Annotated in this window: 23 protein-coding genes, 1 tRNA gene and 1 pseudogene; 17 read left to right on the plus strand and 8 right to left on the minus strand. The window is 65.2% G+C overall.

Annotated features, from left to right (window positions below; genetic code table 11):
* The first annotated feature begins 118 nt into the window (after window positions 1-118).
* From ABIE00_RS05380 to ABIE00_RS05400, 5 genes are all read left to right on the plus strand, one after another.
* Window positions 119-751 carry a nitrobindin family protein gene (locus ABIE00_RS05380; RefSeq protein WP_331571716.1) on the plus strand — a complete coding sequence of 211 codons (633 nt, stop codon included), beginning with the start codon at window positions 119-121 and terminating at the stop codon, window positions 749-751.
* Between the two features lie 120 nt (window positions 752-871).
* The gene (locus ABIE00_RS05385) at window positions 872-1594 is read left to right on the plus strand and encodes a flavodoxin family protein (protein WP_354257723.1); all 723 of its coding nucleotides are present in this window, start codon (window positions 872-874) and stop codon (window positions 1592-1594) included.
* A gap of 41 nt (window positions 1595-1635) precedes the next feature.
* Window positions 1636-2721 carry a CAF17-like 4Fe-4S cluster assembly/insertion protein YgfZ gene (gene ygfZ, locus ABIE00_RS05390; protein WP_354257726.1) on the plus strand — a complete coding sequence of 362 codons (1086 nt, stop codon included), beginning with the start codon at window positions 1636-1638 and terminating at the stop codon, window positions 2719-2721.
* Window positions 2718-3164, plus strand: a complete 447-nt coding sequence (locus ABIE00_RS05395) for an ankyrin repeat domain-containing protein (RefSeq protein ID WP_354257728.1) — start codon at window positions 2718-2720, stop codon at window positions 3162-3164. The genes ygfZ and ABIE00_RS05395 overlap by 4 nt, the downstream gene beginning before the upstream one ends.
* A 4-nt stretch (window positions 3165-3168) precedes the next feature.
* Window positions 3169-4683 carry a DHA2 family efflux MFS transporter permease subunit gene (locus tag ABIE00_RS05400; protein ID WP_354257731.1) on the plus strand — a complete coding sequence of 505 codons (1515 nt, stop codon included), beginning with the start codon at window positions 3169-3171 and terminating at the stop codon, window positions 4681-4683.
* Between the two features lie 95 nt (window positions 4684-4778).
* On the opposite strand, the gene ABIE00_RS05405 is transcribed toward ABIE00_RS05400, so the two are convergent.
* From ABIE00_RS05405 to ABIE00_RS05425, 5 genes are all read right to left on the minus strand, one after another.
* Window positions 4779-5495, minus strand: a complete 717-nt coding sequence (locus tag ABIE00_RS05405; RefSeq protein ID WP_354257734.1) for a GNAT family N-acetyltransferase — start codon at window positions 5493-5495, stop codon at window positions 4779-4781.
* Window positions 5496-5614: 119 nt separating this feature from the next.
* Complete coding sequence (locus tag ABIE00_RS05410) at window positions 5615-6640, minus strand: 6-phosphofructokinase (protein ID WP_354257737.1); 1026 nt, start codon at window positions 6638-6640, stop codon at window positions 5615-5617.
* Between the two features lie 234 nt (window positions 6641-6874).
* Window positions 6875-7129: a PspC domain-containing protein gene (locus tag ABIE00_RS05415; protein ID WP_354257740.1), complete on the minus strand. Its 255-nt coding sequence runs from the start codon at window positions 7127-7129 to the stop codon at window positions 6875-6877.
* 3 nt (window positions 7130-7132) lie between these two features.
* Window positions 7133-7417, minus strand: a complete 285-nt coding sequence (locus tag ABIE00_RS05420) for a hypothetical protein (protein ID WP_354257743.1) — start codon at window positions 7415-7417, stop codon at window positions 7133-7135.
* A 1-nt stretch (window position 7418) separates the two neighbouring features.
* The gene (locus tag ABIE00_RS05425) at window positions 7419-9125 is read right to left on the minus strand and encodes a PspC domain-containing protein (RefSeq protein ID WP_354257746.1); all 1707 of its coding nucleotides are present in this window, start codon (window positions 9123-9125) and stop codon (window positions 7419-7421) included.
* A gap of 125 nt (window positions 9126-9250) precedes the next feature.
* On the opposite strand from ABIE00_RS05425, the gene ABIE00_RS05430 reads away from it, so the two are divergent.
* Window positions 9251-10696 (plus strand): ATP-binding protein, encoded by a 1446-nt coding sequence (locus ABIE00_RS05430; RefSeq protein WP_354257749.1) that lies wholly within the window; start codon window positions 9251-9253, stop codon window positions 10694-10696.
* The gene (locus ABIE00_RS05435; RefSeq protein ID WP_354257752.1) at window positions 10693-11370 is read left to right on the plus strand and encodes a LuxR C-terminal-related transcriptional regulator; all 678 of its coding nucleotides are present in this window, start codon (window positions 10693-10695) and stop codon (window positions 11368-11370) included. The genes ABIE00_RS05430 and ABIE00_RS05435 overlap by 4 nt, the downstream gene beginning before the upstream one ends.
* A 193-nt stretch (window positions 11371-11563) precedes the next feature.
* On the opposite strand, the gene ABIE00_RS05440 is transcribed toward ABIE00_RS05435, so the two are convergent.
* Window positions 11564-12781 carry a pyridoxal phosphate-dependent aminotransferase gene (locus ABIE00_RS05440; RefSeq protein ID WP_354257755.1) on the minus strand — a complete coding sequence of 406 codons (1218 nt, stop codon included), beginning with the start codon at window positions 12779-12781 and terminating at the stop codon, window positions 11564-11566.
* A 272-nt stretch (window positions 12782-13053) separates the two neighbouring features.
* Here ABIE00_RS05440 and ABIE00_RS05445 point away from each other — a divergent pair.
* The 9 genes and pseudogenes from ABIE00_RS05445 (at window position 13054) to rplL (ending at window position 19775) form a co-directional block, all read left to right on the plus strand.
* A tRNA-Trp gene (locus ABIE00_RS05445) sits at window positions 13054-13126 on the plus strand.
* 80 nt (window positions 13127-13206) lie between these two features.
* On the plus strand, window positions 13207-13491 hold the full coding sequence (gene secE / locus ABIE00_RS05450) for a preprotein translocase subunit SecE (protein WP_354257758.1): 285 nt from the start codon (window positions 13207-13209) through the stop codon (window positions 13489-13491).
* 114 nt (window positions 13492-13605) lie between these two features.
* Complete coding sequence (nusG, locus tag ABIE00_RS05455; RefSeq protein WP_354257761.1) at window positions 13606-14466, plus strand: transcription termination/antitermination protein NusG; 861 nt, start codon at window positions 13606-13608, stop codon at window positions 14464-14466.
* A 133-nt stretch (window positions 14467-14599) separates the two neighbouring features.
* Window positions 14600-15031, plus strand: a complete 432-nt coding sequence (rplK, locus tag ABIE00_RS05460; RefSeq protein ID WP_003803853.1) for a 50S ribosomal protein L11 — start codon at window positions 14600-14602, stop codon at window positions 15029-15031.
* A gap of 187 nt (window positions 15032-15218) precedes the next feature.
* The gene (gene rplA / locus ABIE00_RS05465; protein ID WP_331572376.1) at window positions 15219-15926 is read left to right on the plus strand and encodes a 50S ribosomal protein L1; all 708 of its coding nucleotides are present in this window, start codon (window positions 15219-15221) and stop codon (window positions 15924-15926) included.
* A 227-nt stretch (window positions 15927-16153) separates the two neighbouring features.
* Complete coding sequence (locus ABIE00_RS05470) at window positions 16154-17245, plus strand: GNAT family N-acetyltransferase (protein WP_354257765.1); 1092 nt, start codon at window positions 16154-16156, stop codon at window positions 17243-17245.
* Window positions 17246-17326: 81 nt separating this feature from the next.
* A pseudogene (locus tag ABIE00_RS05475) lies at window positions 17327-18434 on the plus strand (GNAT family N-acetyltransferase).
* A gap of 308 nt (window positions 18435-18742) precedes the next feature.
* Window positions 18743-19324 (plus strand): 50S ribosomal protein L10, encoded by a 582-nt coding sequence (gene rplJ / locus ABIE00_RS05480; RefSeq protein WP_076801202.1) that lies wholly within the window; start codon window positions 18743-18745, stop codon window positions 19322-19324.
* A 73-nt stretch (window positions 19325-19397) separates the two neighbouring features.
* The gene (gene rplL / locus ABIE00_RS05485; protein WP_331572370.1) at window positions 19398-19775 is read left to right on the plus strand and encodes a 50S ribosomal protein L7/L12; all 378 of its coding nucleotides are present in this window, start codon (window positions 19398-19400) and stop codon (window positions 19773-19775) included.
* Between the two features lie 209 nt (window positions 19776-19984).
* Here the strand turns inward: rplL and ABIE00_RS05490 are convergent, their stop codons facing one another.
* Both ABIE00_RS05490 and ABIE00_RS05495 read right to left on the minus strand, forming a co-directional pair.
* Window positions 19985-20452, minus strand: a complete 468-nt coding sequence (locus tag ABIE00_RS05490) for an aminoacyl-tRNA deacylase (RefSeq protein WP_354257770.1) — start codon at window positions 20450-20452, stop codon at window positions 19985-19987.
* Window positions 20453-20483: 31 nt separating this feature from the next.
* Entirely contained in the window at window positions 20484-21683 is a 1200-nt protein-coding gene (locus tag ABIE00_RS05495; protein ID WP_354257773.1) for an acetyl-CoA C-acetyltransferase, read from the minus strand.
* 393 nt (window positions 21684-22076) lie between these two features.
* On the opposite strand from ABIE00_RS05495, the gene rpoB reads away from it, so the two are divergent.
* Entirely contained in the window at window positions 22077-25583 is a 3507-nt protein-coding gene (gene rpoB, locus ABIE00_RS05500) for a DNA-directed RNA polymerase subunit beta (RefSeq protein WP_331572364.1), read from the plus strand.
* Window positions 25584-25681 lie beyond the last annotated feature (98 nt).

Here is a 25681-nt window from a genome sequence, read left to right on the forward strand (position 1 = left end):
CCTTGTCCTGCTCGGCGTAGCCAGCCTGTCCATGGCCTGGTTTGCCGGTTTTGTTGTCTACCGTCTGTTCAAAGGTCAGCGGTAAACCCCTGCTTAGCGGTTTCGAGAGGTAGCGGCTGTGCCTATTGAAATTCCTACGGACCTCACCCCCGAACTGGTTCCCCTCTCCTGGCTCATTGGCGAGTGGGAGGGCCGCGGCCGGCTCGGAGCTGGTGATGAAGGTTCAGAGCACTTCCTGCAGCATGTCTCCTTCACCCACAACGGTCTGCCCTACCTGCAGTACCGTGCGGAAAGCTGGCTGACCGACGAGGACGGTACCAGGCTCCGGCCGCTCACTGTTGAGACCGGTTTTTGGGCCTTGGAGCGCAAGCAGCTGGAGGCCGACAGCGGCCCCGGCCTGGTTCCAGGGGACATCGTGCCCGTACTGAAAAGCGCCGACGAGGTGGAGGCCCTCCGCAACAAGGATGGCGGCTTCGACATCTCGGTCTCCATCAGCCACCCCGGCGGCATCTCTGAGCTGTACTACGGGCAGATTAAGGGCCCGCAGATCCAGCTCAGCACCGACATGGTGATGCGCGGCAGCCACTCCAAGGAATACAGTGCGGCCACCAGGATCTTCGGGCTGGTTGACGGCAACCTGCTCTGGCGCTGGGACGTGGCCACCGGCAGCCCCTCGGCCGGCGGCACGGTCTCGGAGGCCGGCAACGGGCTTGAGGCACACGCCTCGGCGTTCCTTAAAAAGGTGTCCTGACCGCACCGCCGTGCCATGCGGCACACTGTGTTCCGGCTGCTCTGTTCGTCGGCGTTCCCTTCGGCTACCTTGGCCTCAGGTCCCATACCTGAGTTCCGCAGCAACCTGATGGAGTGTCCGATGGATGAGTCCCAGCCCCCGGCTGACTACAGCGACCTCAAAGCCGTCTACTTTAATGGCACGCTCAAGCGTTCGCCGGAGAAGTCCAACACCGAGGGCCTGATCACGGTGAGCCGGCTGATCATGGAGAAGCAAGGTGTGGCCACGAGGGTCATCCGTACCGTTGACCACGACGTAGCCAGCGGCGTGTACCCGGACATGCGCGAGCACGGCTGGGTAACCGATGAATGGCCGGAGCTGTATCCGGCCGTTAAGGAAGCGGACATCGTGGTGGTGGCCGGACCCATCTGGCTGGGGGACAACTCCTCCCAGACCAAGAAGCTCATCGAGCGGCTCTACGCGCACTCGGGCCAGCTTAATGAGAAGGGCCAGTGGGCTTATTACCCGAAGGTGGGCGGCTGCCTGATCACCGGCAACGAGGACGGCATCAAGCACTGTTCCATGAACGTCCTTTACAGCCTGCAGCATATCGGCTTCAGCATTCCGCCGCAGGCCGATGCCGGCTGGATTGGTCCCGTTGGGCCGGGACCCAGCTACCTGGATGAGGGGTCGGGTGGCCCGGAAAGCGACTTCACGAACAGGAACACCACGTTCATGACGTGGAACCTCCTGCATCTGGCCCGGACGCTCAAGGACGCCGGCGGAATTCCCGCCTACGGCAACCTTCCGGAAGAATGGAAGGCCGGAACCAAATTCGGTTTCGAAAACCCGGAATACCGCTAGGTGGCCGGAATACCCTCCCAGCCAAGGACGTTCCCCTTCATATGACTACCAAGAGCCCTCTGTTGTCGCGCCCTGGCGCCGTTGAAGCGGGCGGCCCCGACGCCGGCGTCGCGTCCCACTACGGCGAGCCCCTCCGGGAGCAGCGCGCCCTGGCGTCCGGAACCGCCGTCGTCGATCTTTCCCACCGAGGCGTGGTGACGGTCACCGGACCGGACCGCCTGAGCTGGCTCAACACGCTGTCCTCCCAGCAGGTCACCAACCTGCAGCCCGGTGAGTCCAGCGAGCTGCTGCTGCTGAGTGTGCAGGGACGCATCGAATTCGATGCCTGCGTCGTCGACGACGGCGGGACCACCTGGCTGATTGTTGAGGCGGCCGAAGCGGGTCCGCTGGCGGAGTGGCTGACCAGGATGAAGTTCATGCTCCGGGTCGAGGTGGCTGATGTCTCGGCTGACTGGGCGGTGGTGGGATCCACCAAGGCAGTGCCCGAATGGTCCGGCCTGGTGGTGTGGCAGGATCCCTGGCCGCACGTCGGGACAGGCGGCTACTCCTACGCTGTGGTCCCGGAGGACACCCATCCCGGCTCCGAACGCCCGTGGTTCGAATACCTTGTGCCCGCCGCCGAGCTCGAGCAGACGGTGGGGGACCGCAGGCTCGCAGGCGTCCTCTCCGCCGAAGCCCTGCGGGTGGCCGCCTGGCGTCCGCGGCTCGGCGCGGAAACGGACGACAAGACCATTCCGCACGAACTGGACCTGCTCCGCACCGCAGTGCACCTGGCCAAGGGCTGCTACAAGGGCCAGGAGACGATCGCCCGCGTCCACAACCTTGGCCACCCGCCGCGGCGCCTCGTGTTCCTGCAGCTCGACGGCTCCCAGCACACCTTGCCCGCCCCCGGCAGTGAAGTCCGGGTGGGGGAGCGCAAGGTGGGCACCGTGACGTCCGTGGCACAGCACTACGAGATGGGCCCCATCGCGCTGGCAGTCATCAAGCGTTCGGTCGCCCCGGATGAAATACTGACGGTAATGGACGGGGATGAACCGTACACAGCCGCGCAGGAAGTGATCGTGGCGCCCGACGCCGGACAGGTCGTCGGAAGGCAGACAGGATTCCTGAGGGGGACCCACAGATGACAGACTCCACCGCGCCCGACGCACACCCTTCGCAGCAGCCCGCTGCCCAGGGGCCAGCATCGCAGGGGCCAGATGAGGAAACTCTTGCGCTGGCGCATACCCTCTTCGACGCCGCCCGGAACGGCGACACCGAGCTGCTGCGCAGCTACCTCAACGCCGGCGCCCCGGCCACGATGACCAACTACGCCGGCGACTCGCTGCTGATGCTCGCCGCCTACCACGGCCACGCCGAGACCGTGCAGCTCATCCTGCACCACGGCGGTGACGCCAACGCCGCCAACGACCGCGGGCAGACCCCGCTGGCTGGTGCGGTGTTCAAGGGCTACTCGGACGTCGCCAGGGCACTGATTGACGCGGGAGCAGATCCCGACGCCGGCTCCCCGTCGGCGCGCGACGCCGCCCGGATGTTCGCCCGGGACGACATCCTGGAATTGCTGGGCTGAGCTTTTGGAGAACGTCACCAGGCCGTGGCCTGCACTCTGGTCCCTCGTCATCGGGTTCTTCATGATCCTGATCGACACCACCATCGTTTCGGTGGCCAACCCACGCATCATGGAGGGGCTGGATACGGACATCAACGCCGTCATCTGGGTCACCAGCGCCTACCTGCTGGCCTACGCGGTGCCGCTGCTGATCACCGGCAGGCTGGGTGACAGGTTCGGACCCAAACGGCTGTACCTGGCCGGCCTCGTGGTGTTCACCCTCGCGTCGCTGTGGTGCGGGCTGTCCGGCACCGTCGGAATGCTCATCGCTGCCCGCGTCCTGCAGGGCCTGGGCGCTGCGCTGATGGCGCCGCAGACCATGGCCGTGATCACCAGGATATTCCCGCCTGACGGGCGCGGCGCCGCGATGGGCCTGTGGGGCGCCACCGCCGGTGTGGCCACGCTGGTTGGTCCGATCCTGGGCGGCGTGCTCGTGGACGGGCTTGGCTGGGAGTGGATCTTCTTCATCAACGTGCCGATCGGGATCGTGGGCTTCATCCTTGCCTGGCGATTCGTTCCGTCCCTCACCACCCATCCGCACAGGTTCGACGTCCCCGGCGTGGTGCTCAGCGCCGTCGGACTTTTCCTCCTTGTCTTTGGCATCCAGGAAGGCGAGACCTACGACTGGGGCACCATCGCCGGCCCGGTGACTGTGTGGGGTCTGATCATCAGCGGCATCGTGGTGCTGGCGTTGTTTGTCGGCTGGCAGGCGGCCAACAAGGGCGAGCCGCTGCTGCCGCTGGATCTCTTCCGGGACCGCAACTTCTCGCTGGCCAACATCGGGATCACCACGGTGGGCTTCACTGTCACGGCCTTCGGGCTGCCGCTCATTTTCTACTACCAGATCGTTCGGGACATGACCCCCACGCAGTCGGCCCTGATGATGGCGCCCATGGCGCTGATTTCCGGAGGGCTCGCGCCGCTGGTGGGCAAGATCATTGACCGGGTGAACCCCAAATACATTACGTCCACTGGCCTGCTGCTCATGGCGGCGGCGCTGTTCTGGAACTCGGCCCTGATGCATCCGGACACGCCCGTGTGGCTGTTCCTGCTGCCCAGTGCGATGCTCGGCTTCGCGAACGCGGGCATCTGGGCGCCGCTGAGCTCCACCGCCACCCGCAACCTGCCCATGCGGCAGGCGGGTGCCGGCGCGGGCGTGTACAACACCACGCGGCAGATCGGTGCTGTCCTCGGCAGTGCCGCCATCGCCGTGCTCATGCAGGCGCGGCTCGCCGCGGAACTTCCGGCGGCACCCGGCGGGACGCCTGGGGGTTCGGGCGAGGCCGGGGGCTTCGGCGGCCAGCTGCCTCCCGCCCTCCATGACGGCTTCGCGACGGCCATGGGCCAGTCGATCATGCTGCCTGCGGCTGTGATCGTGCTCGGCGCCGCCGTGGCCCTGTTCTTCGCCAAGCCCAAGGCCGTCCAGGGCTGGGGCGGGCAGCGGCCTGCCGGCAAGGACGCGGAGGCGACGACGCGCTAGCGCGATTGGCGGCCGGCGCCAGGGTGGCGCGGGCTGCTGAGGCGGCCGGCCGCCGATTCACGCCGATGCGGCGCCCCGCCTAGCCCAGCAGCACGCTAGCCCAGCAGCACGCTGGTCTGGATGCCGCCGGTGGAAAAGCCCAGGCTGCGTGCCGTGGCCAGCGAGCCCTTGTTGCTGACATCGGTGCGCCACTGCAGCGTCAGACCGGAGGCCAGTGCTTCGTGGGCGGCCACCGAGGCCGCGAGCGATCCCAGCCCGCGGCGGCGCCAGTCGGGAGCCACCAGAACGCCCATGTGCGCCAGGATGCCTTCCCATTCGGAGTAGGCGCCGCAGGCCACAGGTACCCGCTGCCCCTCGTCGTCGTGAATGATGGTGTAGCGGTTCTCGAGGTCGGACAGGCCCACCTCGTTGACGTCGTCGGGCGGGCACAGGCCTTCGAGCTCAATAGCTTCCGGGTTGCCGTGCGACACCGTCAGCTCCTCAGCGGGCTGCAGCAGCGGCAGGTCGTCGGCGAAGAAGAGTGCGGCGGCGCCCTGGCCATGGCCTCCGTGCCGGCGGGTGATGGTCAGCAGGGTGACGTGCTGGGCCATCTCCTCGTCGGAAATGCCGGCCGCGGCGTCCAGCGCCCAGTGCGGACCTACTAAGGCCGAGCTGCCGAACAGCCGCACGAACTCGACCGACTGCGCTGCATCGTCAGCCCTGGTGATCCGCTCGCCGGTTTCCAATGCGCGGGCGAAAGCGCCATCGTCGAGCCCCAGGCGGCGGGCCCAGGCCAGCTGGATGATGGCGGCGGATCCGGGGTCGAGACTCATGATCCCAGCCTACCGATCCCTGCCGTCAGACAGGCGCGAACGTACAGGTGTGGCCCCTGACTCCGCAGAATCAGGGGCCACAACTGTACGTTCGCGCTGCCAGGAACCAGCCCTGGACCTTAGCCGAAGAGGACGGCGGCCTCGTCGTAGCGGTGCTGCGGGACCGTCTTGAGTTTGCCCAGGGCTGCTTCGAAGCCCACATGGTCAATGTCGGTGCCGCTGAGCGAGACCATGGTGCCCCAGCGGCCCTCCACCACGGAGTCGACGGCGGCCATGCCCAGCCGGGTGGCCAGGACGCGGTCGAAGGCGGACGGTACGCCGCCTCGCTGGATGTGTCCCAGGATAGTGGCGCGGGTTTCGATGCCTGTCCGGGCTTCGATTTCCGGGGCCAGCTGGTCGGCAATGCCGCCCAGCCGCGGCCGGCCGAAGGTGTCCAGGCCGCGTTCGGAGTGCGGGCTTTCCATGTGCTCCGGAACGAACCCTTCGGCAACCACTACCAGCGGTGCACGGCCACGGTCGTGGGCCTCGGTCACCCATTTGGTGATCTGTTCGATGCTGGTCTTCTGTTCCGGAATGAGGATGGCGTGGGCGCCGGAGGCCATGCCGGCGTGCAGTGCGATCCAGCCGACGTGCCGGCCCATGACCTCGGCGATCATGCAGCGGTGGTGGGATTCGCCGGTGGTCCGCAGCCGGTCGATGGCCTCGGTGGCGATCTGCACGGCGGTGTCGAAGCCGAAGGTGTAGTCGGTGGCGTCGAGGTCGTTGTCCACGGTCTTGGGAACGCCGACGATCTTCAGGCCGGCGTCGGTGAGGCGCTTGGCGGCCGCGAGGGTTCCTTCGCCGCCGATGGCGATGATGGCGTCGATGCCCAACCGTTCCATGTGGGCTTTGATGACGTCGGGTCCGCCGCCGTTCTCGAACGGGTTGGTGCGCGATGTGCCGAGGATGGTGCCGCCCTGCTTGGCAATACCGCGGACAAGGGTACGGGGAATGGGGATGATGTCACCCTCCACCACGCCGCGCCAACCATCGAGGAACCCCACGAATTCGTGGCCGTGGATGGCAATGCCTTTGAGGACGGCGCCGCGGATAACGGCGTTCAGTCCGGGGCAGTCGCCGCCGCTGGTGAGGATTCCGATTTTCATTTTCTTGGCTCAAATCCTGGTTCGAAGGGTTTACGGGCAGAGCGCCACGCTGAGCTCAATTAGAGATTCTAGTGCGGAGTGTGGGGTAGGACACAAACGATTACACCGCCGCGGGGTCCGGACGCCGGCCCAGGACGCCTGGGCCGGCATGGTCCACGACAGCACAGTGCCCCCGTTCCGGCGGGAACGGGGGCACTGTATGGATGGACGACGGCGGCTGCCCGCCAACGGGCTCTACCGGCCTATGCCGCGCTTCTCGAGGAAGGACTCAAGGGCGATGGAGTTGTTCTGGTCCGGCAGGATCAGCCACGCCGCGAGGTAGAACACGACGGCCGGGCCCGGCAGCAGGCAGAAGAGGAGAAAAGCGATTCGGACGAATGCCACGTCCACGTTCAGCTTCCCGGCGATTCCGCCGCATACGCCGCCAAGCCAACGTTGCGGTCCGCGCTTCAGGCCCAGGCCCCTGACAATGCTGAAGAACTTTTCCATGGTTCAAGACTTCCCGTTTGTTGTGCTGTTGTCACGTTTTCGTGCGGAGAGCAGCCCGCCGATCACCAATGCGGCCCCGGCCCCGATCATCAGGCCGATCAGCACGTAAGTGCCGTTCAGGACCACAATCCCCAGTTGGGAGATGACGATCAGAACGGCCAGGGCGAGGACCACGAGCCCCCAGACGATGGTGCCTACCCGGGCGGGCGCCTCTGCGGGTTTGTCCGTTCCCGTGGCAGCCGGTTTGGGCAGAGGGTTTGTTTCCGCTGACGGATCAAAGCTGCTCATGTCAGTTTCCTTCCTGGATGGCGATGTTGCTCACGGTGCCGTCGATCTGGAGGATCAGGCGGGCGCCGGGCTTGTCCGAGTTGTAGCTGCTTTGCCGGGAGGTGATCCCGCCCCGGCTCTCCGTACCCTCGTTCAGGTTGCCCAGGGTCATGTCGGCCCGGACATCCACCGGCACGGTGCGGGGGATGATGACGGTTACGTTGCTTGCCGTGGCATCAAGGGGAATCACGACGTCGGTGCCCAGGGGCGGGTTCAGGTTCAGGCCGGTCAGGTCGACAGTTCCCCGGCCCCCCGTGATCTGGAAGCCCTGGCGGGCCTGTTCGATGGTGACCGGGTTCCAGTCCGCGTTCTGGAAGCGGAAGCGGTCACCGTTGGGCACGGCGCTGAAGATGCCGCCGACGATGAGCGCCATCACGGCGAAGAACCCGAGGACACCCGAGGTCCTGCCGCGCATCCCGGCCAGCAGGATGCCAAGGCCAAGGACCGCTGCACCGGCTGCCCAGACCACGGCGTTGGCTGAATCGCCGAGATCAATCAGGTTGCCGGCGTCGAGCGCCTTGAGCGTTCCGCCAGCGAGCAGCGCCAGTCCGGCGGTGATGGCTACCGCCGGAGTGCCTGGGCCGCTGGGCCGCGACTTGGGGGCGGGTGCGGGCACCGGAACCGGAGCCGGCCGGCGGGGCGGAAGGCCGCCGCCGTAGGGGGCAGTGGAGGCTGCCGGGCCGTACGGGGTTGCAGGGCCGTGCTGGCTTGCCTGGCCGTATGAGGGTATGGCGTCCGGGGTTGGCGGCACCGTGTAGGGCTGGGTGGGCGTGTGGCTGCCGGTGGCGAAGGAGGACCCGGGGAATGATGATGCGGAGGATGGTGCTGCGGAGGTCGGTGACGCGGAGGACGCCGTGGATCCCGCTGTAGCGGTCGCCGGCGGGTTGCCGGGGGCTGTGTAGCCGTAGGCGGCCCGGGCTCCGGTGGCGCTGCCCATGGGTGTTCCGCTGCGGTTCTTGTTGCGCTGGGTCAGGAAGTAGATCAGGTAGATGATGCCGCCGATCCAGAACAGCGCCCAGAAGAAGCCGAAGCCGTCGTGGCCCCATCCCCAGAAGCCGCCGCCTATGCCGGTGAGGCCGACGATCGAGGTGATGAGCGCGCCGGTCATTCCGGTGCTCCAGCGGCCGGCGCCTGCCTCCTGGGTGTGGATCCGGCCGTCGGGCTCAGGCAGCAGGGCCCAGCCGAGGCCGTACAGGAGGACGCCGATGCCTGCGAACAGCGTCAGCACGATGAAGATGCCGCGCACGATCAGCGGGTCGATGCCCATCCTCTCCGCAACGCCGCTCGAGACGCCGCCGATCCAGCGGTCGCGTCCCCGGTGTATGCCGTGGCTGCGGATCCAGTCGAAGAAGTTCAGCGGCTGGGCCGTGTGGCCGTAGCCGGCGCCGTAAGCGGGGGCGCCATAAGCCGGTCCGGCGTGCGTTCCGGAGCGTGTGAACAGCGGCTTCGTGGGATTTTCCGGCGCAGCGGGTTCCGTGTTTTCCGGTTCAGTGTGTTCCCGTTCTGCGTTTCCCGGACGGGCGCTTTCCGGACCGGCATTCTCCGGACCGGCGTTTTCCGGACCGGCGTTTTCCGGTCGTGCATCGTGTGCCGGTTCCTGGCCGGTGCCGCCCTCGGACGGGGTTCCCGGCTGCTGGCCTTCATTGGGGTTGGGGTTCTGCGAGTTCATACCTCGATCTTGCCGTTTGCGCTGGTCAGTCCTCTATTGGGGAACACCCTGAGCCGTCCCTGACTTACCCCGGGTTCACCCTCATAACAGGCCTCGCGAACCCTGATCCGTGTTTGGATTGATGCATGACCACAGCCCCCGTCCGCCCGCCTCTGGTCCGCAGCAGCGACCGCGTGATTGCCGGCGTCTGCTCCGGCTTGGCGGCCCATCTTGGCTGGCCGGTGCGCATGGTCCGGATTGGGATGGTGGTGGCCGCCTTCGCAGGCGGCGCGGGGCTGGCGTTCTACGCGTGGCTGTGGATCATGGTTCCCACCGCGGACGAGAGCGCCAGGCGCAATGCCCGCCGCCCGGCGTCGCCCATTGCACCTGCCGTGAGCCTGCCGCCCATGGGCTTGCAGCCCGGGCCGGCCCCCCTCCTTTTACCGGGCGCTTTCCCTTCACCGGGCGCTGTCCCTTCGCCGGGCGCTGTCCCTTCGGTCTCCGCCGTTCCCCCGCCTGCGGGGGAGTACGACGACGGCGCCGCCTCCCAGCCTCCGACGGCTGCCGCCGTTTCCGGGGCAGGCGCGTGGTTCCGGATCCGCAGCATGCGCTACGGCAAGGAGATCCTGCTGGGCGCAGGACTCCTGCTTGTGGCCGCAATCATGATCGCCAGGCTGCTGGGGGTGGAGGTGCCCCTCGGCACCCTGATCCCGGCGGCGGCGATACTCGGGGGCGCGGCGATTGCCTGGATGCAGCTGGATGAAACCCGTAGGGCAGGGCTGGTGGACAAAGCCAAGGCGGACCAGGCGGGCGGCTGGGCGCGGCTGGCTGCGGGCCTCGCGCTCGTGGTGGCCGGGGTGCTGGTGATGGTCTCCGGGTCGGGCTCATGGCAGCAGACCTGGCTCGCGCTGCTCGCCTCCGTGGCCGTGCTGGGCGGCGTGGCGCTGGTGCTGCTGCCGTGGGGCCTGAAGTTCTGGCGTGACCTGGAAACGGAACGGGCAGGACGCGTGCGGGAGACCGAGCGGGCGGAGATCGCCGCCCATCTGCACGACTCCGTCCTCCAGACCCTTGCCCTGATCCAGCGGCGGGCAGGCAACGAACACGACGTCGTCCGCCTGGCCCGGGCCCAGGAGCGCGAGCTGCGGGGCTGGCTTTTCCAGGACCCCGCCCGTGACGCCGGACAGCTCTCGGACCGGATCAAGGCCGCCGCGGCCGAGGTCGAGGACGGACTGGGAAACGCCGTCGACGTCGTGACCGTGGGCGATACGGAGATGACCGAGCGCCACGAGGCATTGGTCCAGGCCAGCCGCGAAGCCATGCTGAACGCTGCCCGCCATGGTGGCGGTCCCGTTTCGGTCTACCTCGAAGTGTCCGACGGCGGCGCGGACGTCTTCGTCAAAGACCGCGGCCCGGGCTTCGAACTGAATACCGTCCCGCACGACAGGCTGGGCGTGCGTGAATCAATTATTGGCCGGATGAAGCGGCACGGCGGCAACGCCGTAATCAACAGCGGACGCGACGGAACCGAGGTGCGCCTCAGGCTGCCTGCGGACGTCGCGGACGTCGCGGACAGCGGGGAAGGGAAGTCATGAGTACACCGGCAGGGGCAGGCGCGGCGGGAAGAAGCGTGCGGGTGGTGATCGTGGATGACCACGCGATTTTCCGGTCCGGCCTGAAGGCTGACCTGGACCCGAGCGTGGTGGTGGTCGGCGAGGCCGGCACGGTGGAACAGGCCGTCGAGGTCATTGCCGCAGCACGGCCCGACGTCGTGCTGCTGGACGTGCACCTGCCCGGTGGCCGCGGTGGGGGAGGCCGGGAGGTCATCACGGGCTCCGCGGCGCTGCTGGGAACAACCAGGTTCCTTGCCCTGAGTGTGTCCGATGCCGCCGAGGACGTGGTGGCTGTGATCCGCGCCGGTGCCCGCGGCTATGTTACGAAGACCATTTCCGGCGCGGAAATCACCGACGCCGTATTCCGGGTTGCCAGCGGAGATGCGGTGTTCTCCCCACGCCTGGCAGGCTTTGTCCTGGATGCCTTCGGCACCGCCCCGGCGGACATCGCCGACGACGAACTGGACAAGCTCTCCGCCCGCGAACTTGAGGTGATGAGGCTGATCGCCCGCGGCTACAGCTACAAGGAAGTGGCCAAGGAGCTCTTCATCTCGATCAAAACCGTCGAAACCCACGTCTCGGCCGTGCTCCGGAAGCTGCAGCTGTCGAGCCGCCACGAACTGACCAAGTGGGCCGCCGAACGCCGCCTCCTCTAGCCACACGCTTCCTCACTACCTGCCGCCTTTCCCCCCAACGCTCGATCACGTCCTGCCGCCGAAACGCAAACGCTCCCGCACCAAAAACAATTGGTGCGGGAGCGTTTGAAGATTTCCTGCAGGAAGTGAGAGAGGATCCGTGATTTTCCTGCAGGAGGTGATGGAGCGTTTGGAGCTATTGCGCCTTGCCTGGTTACTGGGCCTTGCCCAGGAACTCCTGCAGGCGGCCGACGCCGGTGGCGAGGTCGTCGTCACCCAGGGCGTAGGAGAGCCGCAGGAAGCCGGACGGGCCGAAGGCTTCACCGGGAACCACGGCCACCTCCACCTCGTCCAGGATCAGCGCGGCCAGCGCGGCCGAGGTCTCCGGGCGGACCGTACCGTTCGCCGTCGGGAATTCCTTACCCAGCAGCGCGCGGACGTCCGCGTACACATAAAAGGCGCCCTTCGGCGTCGGGCATTCAACGCCCTCGATCGCATTGAGCCCGTCCACGATGGCCTTCCGGCGGCGGTCGAAGGCCACTTTCATCTCATCTACCGCGGTGAGCGGGCCGGAGACGGCTGCCAGGGCGGCAATCTGCGGAATGTTGGACACGTTGGAGGTGGCGTGGGACTGCAGGTTGGTGGCGGCCTTGATGACGTCGGCGGGCCCGATCATCCAGCCCACGCGCCAGCCGGTCATCGCATAGGTCTTGGCAACACCGTTGAGGATCACTACCTTGTCGCCCAGTTCGGGGGCGGCGGTGGCGATGGAGGTGAACGGAACGCCGTCGTATGTCAGGTGCTCGTAGATCTCGTCGGTGACCACCCACAGGCCCTTGGCGGCGGCCCACTTGCCGATCTCGGCGACCTGCTCGGGCGAGTAGACCGAGCCGGTGGGGTTCGACGGCGAGACGAACAGGAGAATCTTCGTGCGGTCCGTGACGGCTGCTTCGAGCTGCTCAACGGTCACCAGGTAGTCCTGCTCCGGACCGGCAAAGACCTCCACCGGGACGCCGCCGGCGAGGCGGATGGCCTCGGGGTAGGTGGTCCAGAACGGCGTGGGGACAATCACTTCGTCGCCTGGATCTACGAGGGTGGCGAACGTGTTGTAGACGGCCTGCTTGCCGCCGTTGGTGACCAGCACCTGGGACGGGTCGGCCTTGTAGCCGGAGTCCCGGAACGTCTTCTCGGCGATGGCCTTCTTCAGCTCGGGCAGGCCTCCGGCGGGGGAATAGCGGTGGTACTTCGGCTGGCTGGCGGCGTCGATGGCGGCCTGGACGATGTAGTCCGGAGTGGGGAAGTCGGGCTCGCCCGCACCGAAGCCAATCACCGGCCGGCCGGCCGCCTTCAGCGCCTTGGCCTTGGCGTCGACAGCAAGTGTGGCGGATTCGGCAATGGCGGAAATGCGTTGGGAAACGCGGGCGGAAGACATGGCGGGTCCGTTCTTCGCTTGCAGCTGGAGAGCTGAATGGTGGATTTCGACGGAATCTACTCTATGCTGTTCACCGGATCGTTCGAGGTGGAACACGGATTTGTGACTGCGGTGCGGCGCGGATTCAAAAGCCGGAAACGGTCCGAAATGAGGCTGGTTCGACGTAAGCGCAGTTGTTGCGTAGACTGGTTCTCCGGTGTTGAAAACACGGATGATGACGTGCGCCCCAGATAGCTTTGGGGAAGCGCGGCCTCTGTCGGTTTTTGATCCATAGGGTAGTGGCGCAATTGGTAGCGCAGCGGTCTCCAAAACCGCAGGTTGCAGGTTCGAGTCCTGTCTGCCCTGCGCAGGCTGTTCCGGCGAAAGCCGGAGCAAGCGCAGCAATCAAAGGTTCAGTTCAGAGCCGGGTAATCCGACTTGCGAGGATGAGTGAGGAACAGGTGACCGAAACAGCTGCAAGCAGCTCCAAGGGCCGCCCCGCAAAGAAGGCCGCCAAGGCCGGCTTCTTCGCTCGCATCGCACTCTTCATCCGCCAGGTCATTGGCGAACTGAAGAAGGTCGTAGCCCCCACCCGCAAAGAACTGATCAATTACACGCTCGTGGTGCTCGTATTCGTAGTCATCATGATGGTAGTCGTCACCCTGCTGGACCTCGCGTTCGGCACCGCGGTGGGCTGGGTCTTCAGCGGTACAGGCCCCACGGACCGCTAAGGCGATCGGTCCGCAGACTGCGTGGACTCCGGCCGGAAACGGCAGGGAGTTGCGGGGTGTGCGGAATTGAGCCATTTAAATAGGCAATTAGGCAATGAGGAAGCAGGAGACCAAGTGTCTGAGCAGGAGCTCGAGGTAACTGAGACTGAGCTGGATGAAACCCAGAACCCCGCGGCTGAGTCCGCTGAGGGCTCCGAGGTTGAGTCTGCTGCGCCCGATTCCGAAGGCGACGCCGATTTTGAAGACGACGCTGACGCTTCCAATGAGGACGAGACCGGCGCTTCCGATGAGGAAGACGCCGACGACGTGACCGGAGAGGACGCCGAGGAAGGCGCCGAAGGGACAGACGTCCTGGCCGCTGCTGCCGCCCAGGCCACCGACCCGGCCGAAGAGTTCAAGTCCAAGCTGCGCCGCCAGGAGGGTGACTGGTACGTCATCCACTCCTACGCCGGTTACGAAAACCGCGTCAAGGCCAACCTTGAGACCCGCATCCAGACCCTGGACATGGAAGATTACATCTTCGAAATCCAGGTGCCGATGGAAGAAGTCGTTGAGATCAAGAACGCTCAGCGCAAGGTCATCAACCGCGTCCGCATCCCCGGCTACGTGCTGGTCCGCATGGACCTGACCGACGCCTCGTGGGGCGCCGTCCGCCACACCCCGGGTGTCACCGGATTCGTGGGCAACGCCCACAACCCCGTGCCGCTGCGCCTCGACGAGGTCTTCTCCATGCTCGCGCCGGTCTTCGAAGAGGAGCAGGCGGAGAAGGGCAAGCCCGCCAAGCAGGCTGCCGCTCCGGTCAACGTCGACTTCGAGGTCGGCGAGTCGGTCATCGTGAAGGAAGGCCCGTTCGAGACCCTTCCCGCCACGATCTCCGAGATCAAGGTGGATTCCCAGACCCTCGTGGTGCTGGTGTCCATCTTCGAACGCGAGACCCCGGTCACGCTGGCCTTCAACCAGGTCACCAAGATCTAGCCGATCACCCCAGAACTCGTTCCGGAACGGCCAGCTTTAGCAGTTCCGGAACGGCCGACCGCCTCGCCATGGCGGTCAACCACCTGAGGCACGCTCCTGTGTCCCAGGACGCATTTGAGAGAAGGACCCTACATTGGCTCCCAAGAAGAAGGTCACCGGCCTCATCAAGCTGCAGATCCAGGCAGGTGCCGCCAACCCGGCTCCGCCGATCGGTCCTGCGCTTGGCCAGCACGGTGTCAACATCATGGAATTCTGCAAGGCGTACAACGCTGCGACGGAAGCCCAGCGCGGCAACGTTATTCCTGTTGAAATCACCGTTTACGAAGACCGTTCGTTCACGTTCATCACCAAGACTCCGCCGGCTGCAGAGCTCATCAAGAAGGCTGCAGGCGTCGCCAAGGGTTCAGCTACCCCGCACACCGTCAAGGTTGCCAAGCTGACCCAGGCCCAGGTCAACGAGATCGCCTCCACCAAGATGGAAGACCTCAACGCCACCAGCCTCGAAGGCGCAGCGAAGATCATCGCCGGCACCGCCCGCTCCATGGGCATCACCGTCGAGGGTTAATTCCCCCCCGCTGATGCGGCGACGGATCCGGGAAACGGGAAGACGCCGGACAGCACCGCCGGGAAACCGGCACCACTGAAACATTGAAATGCCGCAAGTTCCGACACGGATAAAACCGCCGGACTCGCGGCTGTGGCAGGGCCCAGCGCGGTCCGTAGACCACAACTGCACAAGGAGAAAAAGCAGCATGGCAAAGCGCAGCAAAGCATATGAGGCAGCCGCCGCCAAGATCGACGCGGAGAAGTTTTACGCGCCGTTCGAGGCAGTAACCCTCGCCAAGGACACCAACCCGTCCAAGTTCGACGCCACCGTTGAGGTTGCCTTCCGCCTGGGCGTTGACCCCCGTAAGGCTGACCAGATGGTCCGCGGCACGGTCAACCTGCCCCACGGCACCGGTAAGACGGCCCGCGTCCTCGTGTTCGCCACGGGCGAGAAGGCCGAAGCAGCAATCGCTGCCGGCGCCGACTTCGTTGGTTCCGACGACCTGATCGAAAAGATCGCCGGCGGCTGGACCGACTTCGACGCAGCCGTTGCCACCCCTGACCTCATGGGCAAGGTTGGCCGCCTCGGTAAGGTCCTGGGTCCGCGTAACCTGATGCCGAACCCGAAGACCGGCACCGTCACCCCCGATGTCACCAAGGCTGTCAACGACATCAAGGGCGGCAAGATCGACTTCCGCGTCGACAAGCACTCCAACCTGCACTTCATCATCGGTAAGGTTTCCTTCGACGCCGTCAAGCTGGCCGAGAACTACGCCGCCGCCCTCGAAGAGGTGCTCCGCCTGAAGCCGTCCGCTTCCAAGGGCCGCTACATCCAGAAGGCAACGGTTGCCACCACGTTCGGTCCCGGCATCTCCGTTGACCCCAACGTCACCAAGGTTCTCATCGAGGCCTAATCCTCGCGAACCTGCGGCCGGCTCCCGGCCGCACCAAAGGACCGTCCGGCATTTGCCGGGCGGTCCTTTTGCGTTTGCGACGGCCGTCGCTCGCTACCCCCTGAAGTTCGTTGCCCTGACGTACGGCGGCGGACTCCAGTCATACGACGGCGGGACTCCAGTCAGGTGCGCCGGCACCGCTCTGGAGGGCTCTGTCGGTCGCAGGGCGTTGCGGCTAGGCTGATCCGGTGACGACGCCCTCCTACCGGATCGAGCCGCTTTTCCTGCCTGCGTCACTTGACGCTACCGACGCCACGGACTTCCACGACTTCAGCGACCTCAGCGACGCCGTGGTGCTGGAAACCTGGGGGAACCTCGACCGGGCAGCGCCCCGCAAGGGCAGGCTGGAGGGATGGCGGGACGATGACTACGCGAGGCTGCGGCTCTTCTTTGTGCGACTGGACGGCCGCATGGTGGCGAGATCCTGGGTGAGACTTACGCAAAAGGAAAACCTGCAGGATGCGTTCGTCCGGGTGGACGTCCTCAATGAGTTCAGCGGCCGCGGCATCGGCCAGGCACTACTGCGGCACGCAGAGGCGCTGGCGGAGGAGGACGGTCGCAGCACCCTGCAGAGTTTCACCGAGCATCCACCCGGGTTTGACGCGGACGCGACGGGGATCCTGAAGCCCGGAACGGGCACGGGCGGAGTTCCGGCCGCGGCGCGCGGCGTACGGTTCGCCGTGGCGGCCGGCTACACCCTCGAACAGGTGACGCGCTTCAGCGCACTGGACATGCCGCCGTCGGACGGTGTCCTGGACGCGCTGGAACGGGAGGCCGCCCGCATAGCCGGGGACGGTTACGAGATCATCGGCTGGACAGACCGCTGCCCGGATGAGTACGTGGAGCAAATGGCAGAGCTCATGTCGCGGATGAGCACGGATACCCCGGCCGGGGCGCTGCACTATGACGCCGAGGTGTGGGACGCCCGTCGTGTCCGGCACCTCGAGGACGAGTGGAAGCGGACGGGCCTGGAGTCACTGGTGGCAGTCGCCCGGCACAAGGCGAGTGGCGAGCTGGCCGCCTACTCGGTGCTGCAGCACACGGACGAAAAACCGTGGCTGGCCGAACAGGACGACACCCTGGTGGCGAAGGCGCACCGCGGGCACCGGCTGGGAATGCTGGTGAAGGTGCTCAACCTCCGGCGCCTGCAGCAGGAGCATCCCGAAGTGGAACGGGTCCTCACATTCAACGCCGCCGAGAATGACCACATGCTGGCCATCAACGTTGCCCTGGGGTTCCGTCCGGCAGGGTACGACGGTGAGTGGCAGCGCCGGCGTTAACCGGCATATGCTGGCGACGGATACACCGCGTGGACTCAAGCCCGCACCCTTAAGGGCAAGCGGCGGAAACGGCTGGGGATGATGGCAAAAGAGGTGCGGATCGAGCGGCTGTGGATTCCTGACTCCGTGGATGCTGCCGATGCAGCTGACTTCCTCGCTGCAGTGGAGGTGGGTCGCAAGGTCCGGATGGATACCTGGGGCAGTGACGACCTCGCCTACACGCCCGTGGAAAAGCTGCTCGAACTCGATGACCCATACGAGCGTCAGGTGATCCTCGTGGCGAAGATCGGTGACGAAATCGTGGGCACCGTGGACATCGCCCTTCCCCTCGCGGACAACTGTGGACCTTGCCGAGTTCACGCTGGACATCCTCCCCGAGTACCAGCGCCAGGGCGTGGGCAGGCAGCTGCTGGAGGCCGCCGAACACTTCGCCCGGGAGGAGGGCCGGACCATGATCCTGGTGGACACCAACCATCCCGGCGCGTCCCTGCACGAATTCGCGCCCGAGCAGCTGGTGCCCGGATCGGGCCAGGGCTATGTGCCGCTGGGCAGCCGCGAGGTGGATTTCGCCCAGCGCACCGGCTACACGCTGCAGCACATTGAACAGTTCAGCTCGTGCGCGCTGCCGCTGGACAGCAAGCTCGTGGCCGAGCTCGAGGCTGAGGCGCAGGAGGCCAACAACGGCCGCTACCGCCTGCACCACTGGACCGACCGTTGCCCGGAGCGCTGGCTGGAAGCGGTGGCTGCCCTCGAAAACCAGGCCGGCGGTGACGCCGGGCCGGCGGACGACGACAGCATGGTTTTCGACGCCAGGATCCTGCGGGAAGCCGAGGAAGTCACCATTTCCCAGGGACGGCGGACGGTGGTGACCGCCGTCGAACATATCGCCACGGAGACGCTCGTGGGGCTGACCACCATCAGCGTCCTGGCGCAGCGGCAGGACGTCGTTTTCCAGGACGACACGGTGGTGCTGCAGGCACACCGCGGCAACAAGCTCGGCCTGCTCATCAAGGTGGCCAACATGGAGCGCCTCACCGAGCAGTTCCCCGATGCGCGCGTGATCTACACGTGGAACGCGCCGGAAAACCGGTATCTTCTCACGGTCAACCACCAGCTTGGGTTCACGACGGCGGGAGTCACCGGGATCTGGCAGAAGGAACTGCCGGACCTGGGGCCCAGCAGGAGCTAGGGAGCCGGCGGCCAGCACGATTTGGTTATCGGCCAAGCCGTCCCGTAAGCTTGAACTACCAAAGACCGTCGGTTGTTGGATTCCCACTCTTTCGAGCTCAGCTCAACTCTGCAGTTGTGTGCGGAAGAGCCAGTGGGTTTCCGGACGAAGGACCCTGAACATAGGGCGGCCGGCGCAGGTGAACGAAGCAAAGTTCCGCTGTTTGAACAGCGTTGAGCCAAGCCCCGTGCATCTGCGCGGGGCGTTTTTAGTTTTAGCTCACCTGAGCGGGGACCCGGAATACCGGCACTATCCCCGGAAGGAGGGTTATGGCAACGCCTACCAAGGTTTCAGCAGTAGCTGAGATCACTAACGATTTCAAGGAATCGAACGCCGCTGTCCTGACCGAATACCGTGGGCTCACCGTTGCACAGCTCAAGCAGCTGCGTGTTTCTCTCGGCCAGGACACCAAGTTCGCGGTCGTCAAGAACACCCTGACCGCCATTGCAGCCAAGGAAGCTGGTGTCGAAGCATTCGACGGCCAGCTCGCCGGCCCCACTGCAATCGCGTTCATCAAGGGTGACGCAGTTGCAGCTGCCAAGAGCCTGACGGATTTTGCCAAGGCCAACAAGCAGCTGGTCATCAAGACCGGTTACTTCGAGGGCAAGGCACTGAACGCCAGCGAAGTTGCTGCCCTGGCAGCACTCGAGTCCCGCGAGCTGCAGCTCGCCAAGGTTGCAGGCGTCCTCAAGGCCCCTGCTGCCGCTGCTGCACGCATCATCGACGCACTGCGCCTCAAGCTTGAAGAAGAGAACGGTGCTCCGGCTGAAGCCGCAGCTCCCGCCGCTGAAGAAGCTCCGGCCGCAGAAGCAGCAGAGGCTCCGGCCGAAGCCGCTGCCGAAGAGAACTAACTCTCTCCCCAAAAGACTCCGGTGGAACGGCGGCATTCAGCCCCCGGCCACCTTTATAGGAAGGACGCCAACCATGGCGAAGCTCAGCAACGAAGAGCTCATTGAAGCTTTCAAGGAACTGACCATCATCGAGCTCTCCGAGTTCGTCAAGCTCTTCGAAGAGACCTTCGAAGTTACCGCAGCTGCTGTTGCTGTTGCCGGCCCCGCTGCCGGTGGCGCTGCAGAAGAAGCCGAAGAGAAGACTGACTTCGACGTCATCCTCGAAGCTGCTGGCGACAAGAAGATCGCAGTGATCAAGGAAGTTCGCGCCATCACCTCCCTCGGCCTCAAGGAAGCCAAGGACCTGGTTGACAGCGCTCCCAAGGCTGTTCTCGAAGGCGCCACCAAGGAAGCTGCCGAGAAGGCAAAGGCTCAGCTCGAAGAAGCTGGCGCCACCGTTACCCTCAAGTAACGCTGCCTTTCCAGGAATCCCCGTCCACTCCGGTGGGCGGGGATTCCTGCATTTAACAGACAACGCGATTTAACAAACAACGCGGGGTCATTTAGCGCCCAATCCAAGGGTCGAATTGGGCGCTAAATGACCCTCCCCACCCGCACCCTAGCCTCGCAAGCTCGGCCAGGGAACCCTGCGGGTGTGGGCCCCCGTTGCTTTAATGCGAGCTAGTTGGGTTCGCTGATGTCCGCAAGTACCGCGCCGAGGGCCGAGACCAGGGCGTCGGCGTCCACGAAGGCACTGTAGCCGTGCTGGCCTGCGCCCATGGAAATCCGTTTGCCGGCGATGCTCCGGTCCGCATAGACGGGCCAGGCCGTGGTGCTGCCAAGGGGAGTGATGGTGCCGCGCTCGTAGCCGGTTGCCTCGAGCGCCACGTGGGCCGCCGGGAGCGAGAGCTTGTTGACGCCCACCAGGCTGCGCAGCTTGGGCCACGAGATCTGGCGGTCGCCCGGGATGAGGGCGAAGAGGAAGCTGCCGTCCTTATGCTTCACCACGAGGGACTTCACGATGTCCGCCGGGCTGATGCCGAGGATCTCTGCAGCCTCCTCGAGACTGTGGGCCGCCAGCCGCTCGACGAGCTGGACGTCCAGGCCGTGCGCCGCGGCATCGGCAAGGAACCGTTCCCTACCGCTCACAAGTCCCGCCCTTCATGCGTGCCGCCGTCCATTAATCACGGAACAGCAGGAGGGCCTCGCCCTGGCCGCCGCCTCCGCAGAGTGAGACTGCCGCCTTGCCTCGGCCGCGCCGCTTCAGCTCGTGCGCCGCGTGCAGCGCCAGCCGTGCGCCGGAGGCGCCTATGGGGTGGCCCAGTGCGATGGCGCCGCCGTGGATGTTGCATTGCTCAAGCGGGTAGTCCAGATCCTTCAGGGACTGCACTGCCACGGAGCCGAACGCCTCGTTGATCTCGATGAAGTCCAGGTCCGCGGTGCTCCAGCCGGCCCGGTCCAGCGCGTTCCGGATGGCGTTGGAGGGCTGGGAGTGCAGGGAGTTGTCCGGCCCGGCCACCTGCCCGGGCTTGCCCACAACAGCCAGGTACTCCAGGCCGTTCTCCTCCGCGAACTTCCGTGAGGTCAGCACCAGGGCGGAGGCGCCGTCGGACAGGGGAGAGGAGTTGCCTGCCGTGATGGTGCCGTCGGTGACGAAGGCGGCCCGCAGGCCGGCCAGGGACTCCACCGTGGTGTCCGGCCGGACGCCCTCGTCGGTGGATACCACCACGGGATCACCCTTGCGCTGCTTGACGCTGATCGGCGAGATCTCGTCGTCGAAAACGCCGTTCTTCGACGCGATTGCGGCACGCTGGTGGGAACTGGCGGCCACGTTATCCTGCGCGGTGCGGTCAATGCCGAGCGTCAGGTTCTTGGATTCGGTGGACAGACCCATCGACTGGCCGTCGAAAGCATCGGTCAGCCCATCGTGTGCCGCAACATCCAGCGCCTGGACGGTGCCGTAGTTCCAGCCCTGGCGGGAGCCGGGGAGGACATGGGGCGCCCGCGTCATCGACTCCTGGCCGCCGGCGACGACGACGGTGGCGTCGCCGGCACGGATCATCCGCGCCGCGTCGATCACGGCCGTGAGCCCGGAGAGGCAGACTTTGTTGATGGTCACGGTGGGGACGTTCCAGCCGATGCCGGCGCCGATGGCGCTCTGGCGTGCCGGGTTCTGGCCGGCCCCAGCCTGCAGCACCTGGCCCATGATCACAGCGTCCACCCGATCGGCTTCCAGTCCGCTCGCCGCGATGGCCGCCTTGATGGCGTGCGCTCCGAGTTCGACGGCAGTGAAGCTCGCCAGTTGCCCGTTCAGCCGGCCCTGCGGGGTGCGCGCGCCGGACAGGATGACAACGTCGCTGTTGTCCGCGGAGTTGCTCATGGATATTCTCTTCCGATCTTTTGGTCGATGGTTGGCCTAAGGGTATCGTGAGCCCGGTCACCTATCCATTCAACGCTGGGAAGGCGGGGTGCATTCCGGTTAGGTGCCCGTGGCAACGGTGCTTGCTTTCTGCTGGCAAGTGGGGTAGACACGCGTGGGGTTTTGCCGTATCGTAGATATTTGCGTCTTCCCTGTTTACCTTCAGCCTTCATATAGCGGTGGGCTTAGCCTGTTAGCTGTTCCATCAATGTGCCGTGAACAACGTCACCAGCATGGGCAGAACCAGGTTCCGGGTCATATAGCGGAACCGGATGGTAGCACTGCGGAGTCACTTCGCAGGGTGAAAAGCGGGGGAGATCTGAAAACGCCTGAAGGTCTGTGGAAGGATCCCTCTTGGTCGCCTCGAGCACCTCTAATAACGAAACCGCTAACACGGCAAGCACCGATGGTGCGACTCGCCGGCTCTCATTCGCAAAGATTCACGAACCTCTTGACGTTCCGAATCTGCTTGCCCTGCAGACGGACAGCTTCGACTGGCTGGTCGGAAACGAACGCTGGCAGGCCCGCGTTGCGAAGGCCGTCGAAGAAGGCGACCTGAGTGTCGCCACCACCTCCGGTCTTTCCGACATCTTCGAAGAGATCTCCCCGATTGAGGACTTCCAGGGCACCATGTCCCTGAGCTTCTCCGATCCGGAGTTCGCTGACCCGAAGTACACCATGGCTGAATGCAAGGACCGGGACGCTACGTACTCGGCACCGCTGTACGTCAAGGCCGAATTCATGAACAACAACACGGGCGAAATCAAGCAGCAGACCGTGTTCATGGGTGACTTCCCGCTGATGACCGAGAAGGGCACCTTCGTCGTCAACGGCACCGAGCGTGTCGTCGTTTCCCAGCTGGTCCGTTCCCCGGGCGCCTACTTTGAGCGCGCCGCTGACAAGACCAGCGACAAGGACATCTTTACCGCAAAGATCATTCCGTCCCGCGGAGCCTGGTTCGAGCTCGAGATCGACAAGCGCGACCAGGTCGGCGTGCGCCTCGACCGCAAGCGCAAGCAGTCGGTCACGGTGCTGCTGAAGGCCCTCGGCTGGACCGAAGGCCAGATCCTCGAGGAGTTCGGCCAGTACGACTCCATGCGTGCAACGCTGGAGAAGGACGCCACCGAAACCCGCGAAGACGCCCTGCTGGACATCTACCGCAAGCTGCGTCCGGGCGAGCCGCCCACAGTCGAGGCTGCCCAGTCCCTGCTGGACAACCTGTACTTCAACTCCAAGCGTTACGATCTGGCCAAGGTTGGCCGCTACAAGATCAACCGCAAGCTTGGCATCGACCGCTCCCTTGGCGACAAGGAAGCATCGGTCCTGCACGTTGAAGACATCGTGGCCATGATCAAGTTCCTCGTCGCGCTGCACGCCGGCGAGAAGACCATCATGGGCAAGCGCGACGGCGAAGACCACGAGCTGCGCGTCGAGATCGATGACATCGACCACTTCGGCAACCGCCGCATCCGCGCCGTGGGCGAGCTTATCGAGAACCAGGTCCGCACCGGCCTGTCCCGCATGGAGCGCGTCGTCCGCGAACGCATGACCACGCAGGACGTCGAGGCCATCACGCCGCAGACCCTGATCAATATCCGTCCCGTCGTGGCAGCCATCAAGGAGTTCTTCGGAACCTCCCAGCTGTCCCAGTTCATGGACCAGAACAACCCGCTCTCGGGTCTGACCCACAAGCGCCGCCTCTCCGCGCTGGGCCCGGGCGGTCTGTCCCGTGACCGTGCAGGCATGGAAGTCCGAGACGTTCACCCGTCCCACTACGGACGTATGTGCCCCATCGAAACCCCTGAAGGCCCGAACATTGGTCTGATCGGTTCGCTGGCGTCCTACGGCCGCATCAACCCGTTCGGTTTCATCGAGACGCCTTACCGCCTGGTCAAGGACGGCGTCGTCTCCGACGACGTCCAGTACCTGACGGCCGACGACGAGGCAGAGGTCCTGATCGCACAGGCCAACGCTCCGCTCGATGAGAACAAGCGCTTCGCTGAAGAGACCGTCCTGGTCCGTGCCCGCGGTGGTGGAGGCGAGCCCGTGCTGGTTCCCGCCGCTGATGTTCAGTTCATGGACGTTTCCCCGCGCCAGATGGTGTCCGTGGCAACCGCCCTGATCCCGTTCCTCGAGCACGACGACGCCAACCGTGCACTCATGGGTGCCAACATGCAGCGCCAGGCTGTGCCGCTGGTCCGTTCCGAGGCCCCGTTCGTGGGTACCGGCATGGAGCGTGCTGCCGCCGTCGACGCCGGTGACGTCACCATCGCCAAGAAGGCCGGTGTGGTTACCGAGGTCTCCGCCGAGCTCGTCATCATGCTCAACGACGACGGCACGGAAACCAACTACCGCATCAACAAGTTCGCCCGCTCCAACCAGGGCAACTGCTACAACAACCGTGTTCTGGTGAACGAAGGCCAGCGCCTGGAAGTTGGCGGCATCATCGCCGACGGCCCGGCAACGGACCAGGGCGAGCTCGCCCTCGGTAAGAACCTCCTCGTGGCATTCATGTCATGGGAAGGCCACAACTTCGAGGACGCCATCATCCTCTCGCAGCGGATCGTTGCCGAGGACGTTCTTTCCTCCATCCACATCGAGGAGCACGAGATCGATGCCCGCGACACCAAGCTCGGTGCCGAGGAAATCACCCGTGACATCCCCAACGTGTCCGAGGAAGTCCTGGCAGGCCTGGACGAGCGCGGCATCATCCACATCGGTGCCGAGGTTGAAGCCGGCGACATCCTGGTCGGAAAGGTCACCCCGAAGGGTGAAACCGAACTGACTCCGGAAGAGCGCCTGCTCCGCGCCATCTTCGGTGAGAAATCGCGCGAAGTCCGCGACACCTCCCTCAAGGTTCCGCACGGCGAGTCCGGCACCGTCATCGGCGTCCGCGTCTTCGACCGGGACAACGACGACGAGCTGCCCCCGGGCGTCAACCAGCTGGTCCGCGTCTACGTGGCTGCCAAGCGTAAGATCACCGACGGCGACAAGCTCGCCGGCCGCCACGGCAACAAGGGTGTTATCTCCAAGATCCTCCCGATCGAGGACATGCCCTTCCTTGCCGACGGTACCCCCGTTGACATCGTCCTGAACCCGCTGGGTGTTCCGGGCCGTATGAACGTCGGCCAGGTGCTGGAAACGCACTTGGGCTGGGTTGCCAAGACGGGCTGGAAGATCGAAGGCGAGCCCGAGTGGGCCAAGCAGCTGCCGAACCTGCCGCGCGAGAGTGGCCAGACCACTGTTGCAACGCCGGTCTTCGACGGCGCCCGCGAAGAGGAAATCACGGGCCTGCTCGATTCCACCAACGTGACCCGCGACGGCGACCGCCTGATCGACTCCTCGGGCAAGACGCGCCTGTTCGACGGCCGCTCCGGCGAGCCGTTCCCGGATCCGATCTCGGTCGGCTACATGTACATCCTGAAGCTCCACCACCTGGTGGACGACAAGATCCACGCCCGCTCCACCGGCCCGTACTCCATGATCACGCAGCAGCCGCTGGGTGGTAAGGCACAGTTCGGTGGCCAGCGCTTCGGTGAAATGGAAGTGTGGGCGCTCGAAGCTTACGGCGCCGCCTACACGCTCCAGGAACTGCTCACGATCAAGTCCGATGACATCCACGGCCGTGTGAAGGTCTACGAGGCGATCGTCAAGGGCGAGAACATCCCCGAGCCGGGTGTTCCCGAATCCTTCAAGGTGTTGATCAAGGAAATGCAGTCGCTGTGCCTGAACGTGGAAGTGCTTTCCACGGACGGAACCACAATTGAAATGCGTGACTCTGATGACGCAGTCTTCACGGCTGCGGAAGAACTGGGCATCGATCTGTCTCGTGCAGAGCCCAGTTCCGTAGAAGAGGTCTAGCAGGGGTCCCGACGGCGGGTGGTGACCACCCGCCGTCGGCCCCTCGACCCTTCCCGCAACCAAGACTTCAGAATTTAGAGAACAAGAGAGAACAGGGA

Origin of the sequence: Arthrobacter sp. OAP107 (genome assembly GCF_040546765.1) — a bacterium.
Classification (GTDB): Bacteria; Actinomycetota; Actinomycetes; order Actinomycetales; family Micrococcaceae; genus Arthrobacter.

Excerpts from the sequence above, each read along its gene's own strand:
- ABIE00_RS05385 (WP_354257723.1), top strand. The coding sequence starts at position 872 with ATGGATGAGTCCCAGCCCCCGGCTGACTACAGCGACCTCAAAGCCGTC.
- ygfZ (WP_354257726.1), top strand. The coding sequence starts at position 1,636 with ATGACTACCAAGAGCCCTCTGTTGTCGCGCCCTGGCGCCGTTGAAGCG.
- ABIE00_RS05395 (WP_354257728.1), top strand. The coding sequence starts at position 2,718 with ATGACAGACTCCACCGCGCCCGACGCACACCCTTCGCAGCAGCCCGCT.
- ABIE00_RS05405 (WP_354257734.1), bottom strand. The coding sequence starts at position 5,495 with ATGAGTCTCGACCCCGGATCCGCCGCCATCATCCAGCTGGCCTGGGCC.
- ABIE00_RS05410 (WP_354257737.1), bottom strand. The coding sequence starts at position 6,640 with ATGAAAATCGGAATCCTCACCAGCGGCGGCGACTGCCCCGGACTGAAC.
- ABIE00_RS05415 (WP_354257740.1), bottom strand. The coding sequence starts at position 7,129 with ATGGAAAAGTTCTTCAGCATTGTCAGGGGCCTGGGCCTGAAGCGCGGA.
- ABIE00_RS05420 (WP_354257743.1), bottom strand. The coding sequence starts at position 7,417 with ATGAGCAGCTTTGATCCGTCAGCGGAAACAAACCCTCTGCCCAAACCG.
- ABIE00_RS05425 (WP_354257746.1), bottom strand. The coding sequence starts at position 9,125 with ATGAACTCGCAGAACCCCAACCCCAATGAAGGCCAGCAGCCGGGAACC.
- ABIE00_RS05430 (WP_354257749.1), top strand. The coding sequence starts at position 9,251 with ATGACCACAGCCCCCGTCCGCCCGCCTCTGGTCCGCAGCAGCGACCGC.
- ABIE00_RS05435 (WP_354257752.1), top strand. The coding sequence starts at position 10,693 with ATGAGTACACCGGCAGGGGCAGGCGCGGCGGGAAGAAGCGTGCGGGTG.
- ABIE00_RS05440 (WP_354257755.1), bottom strand. The coding sequence starts at position 12,781 with ATGTCTTCCGCCCGCGTTTCCCAACGCATTTCCGCCATTGCCGAATCC.
- secE (WP_354257758.1), top strand. The coding sequence starts at position 13,207 with ATGAGTGAGGAACAGGTGACCGAAACAGCTGCAAGCAGCTCCAAGGGC.
- rplA (WP_331572376.1), top strand. The coding sequence starts at position 15,219 with ATGGCAAAGCGCAGCAAAGCATATGAGGCAGCCGCCGCCAAGATCGAC.
- rplJ (WP_076801202.1), top strand. The coding sequence starts at position 18,743 with ATGGCAACGCCTACCAAGGTTTCAGCAGTAGCTGAGATCACTAACGAT.
- rplL (WP_331572370.1), top strand. The coding sequence starts at position 19,398 with ATGGCGAAGCTCAGCAACGAAGAGCTCATTGAAGCTTTCAAGGAACTG.
- ABIE00_RS05495 (WP_354257773.1), bottom strand. The coding sequence starts at position 21,683 with ATGAGCAACTCCGCGGACAACAGCGACGTTGTCATCCTGTCCGGCGCG.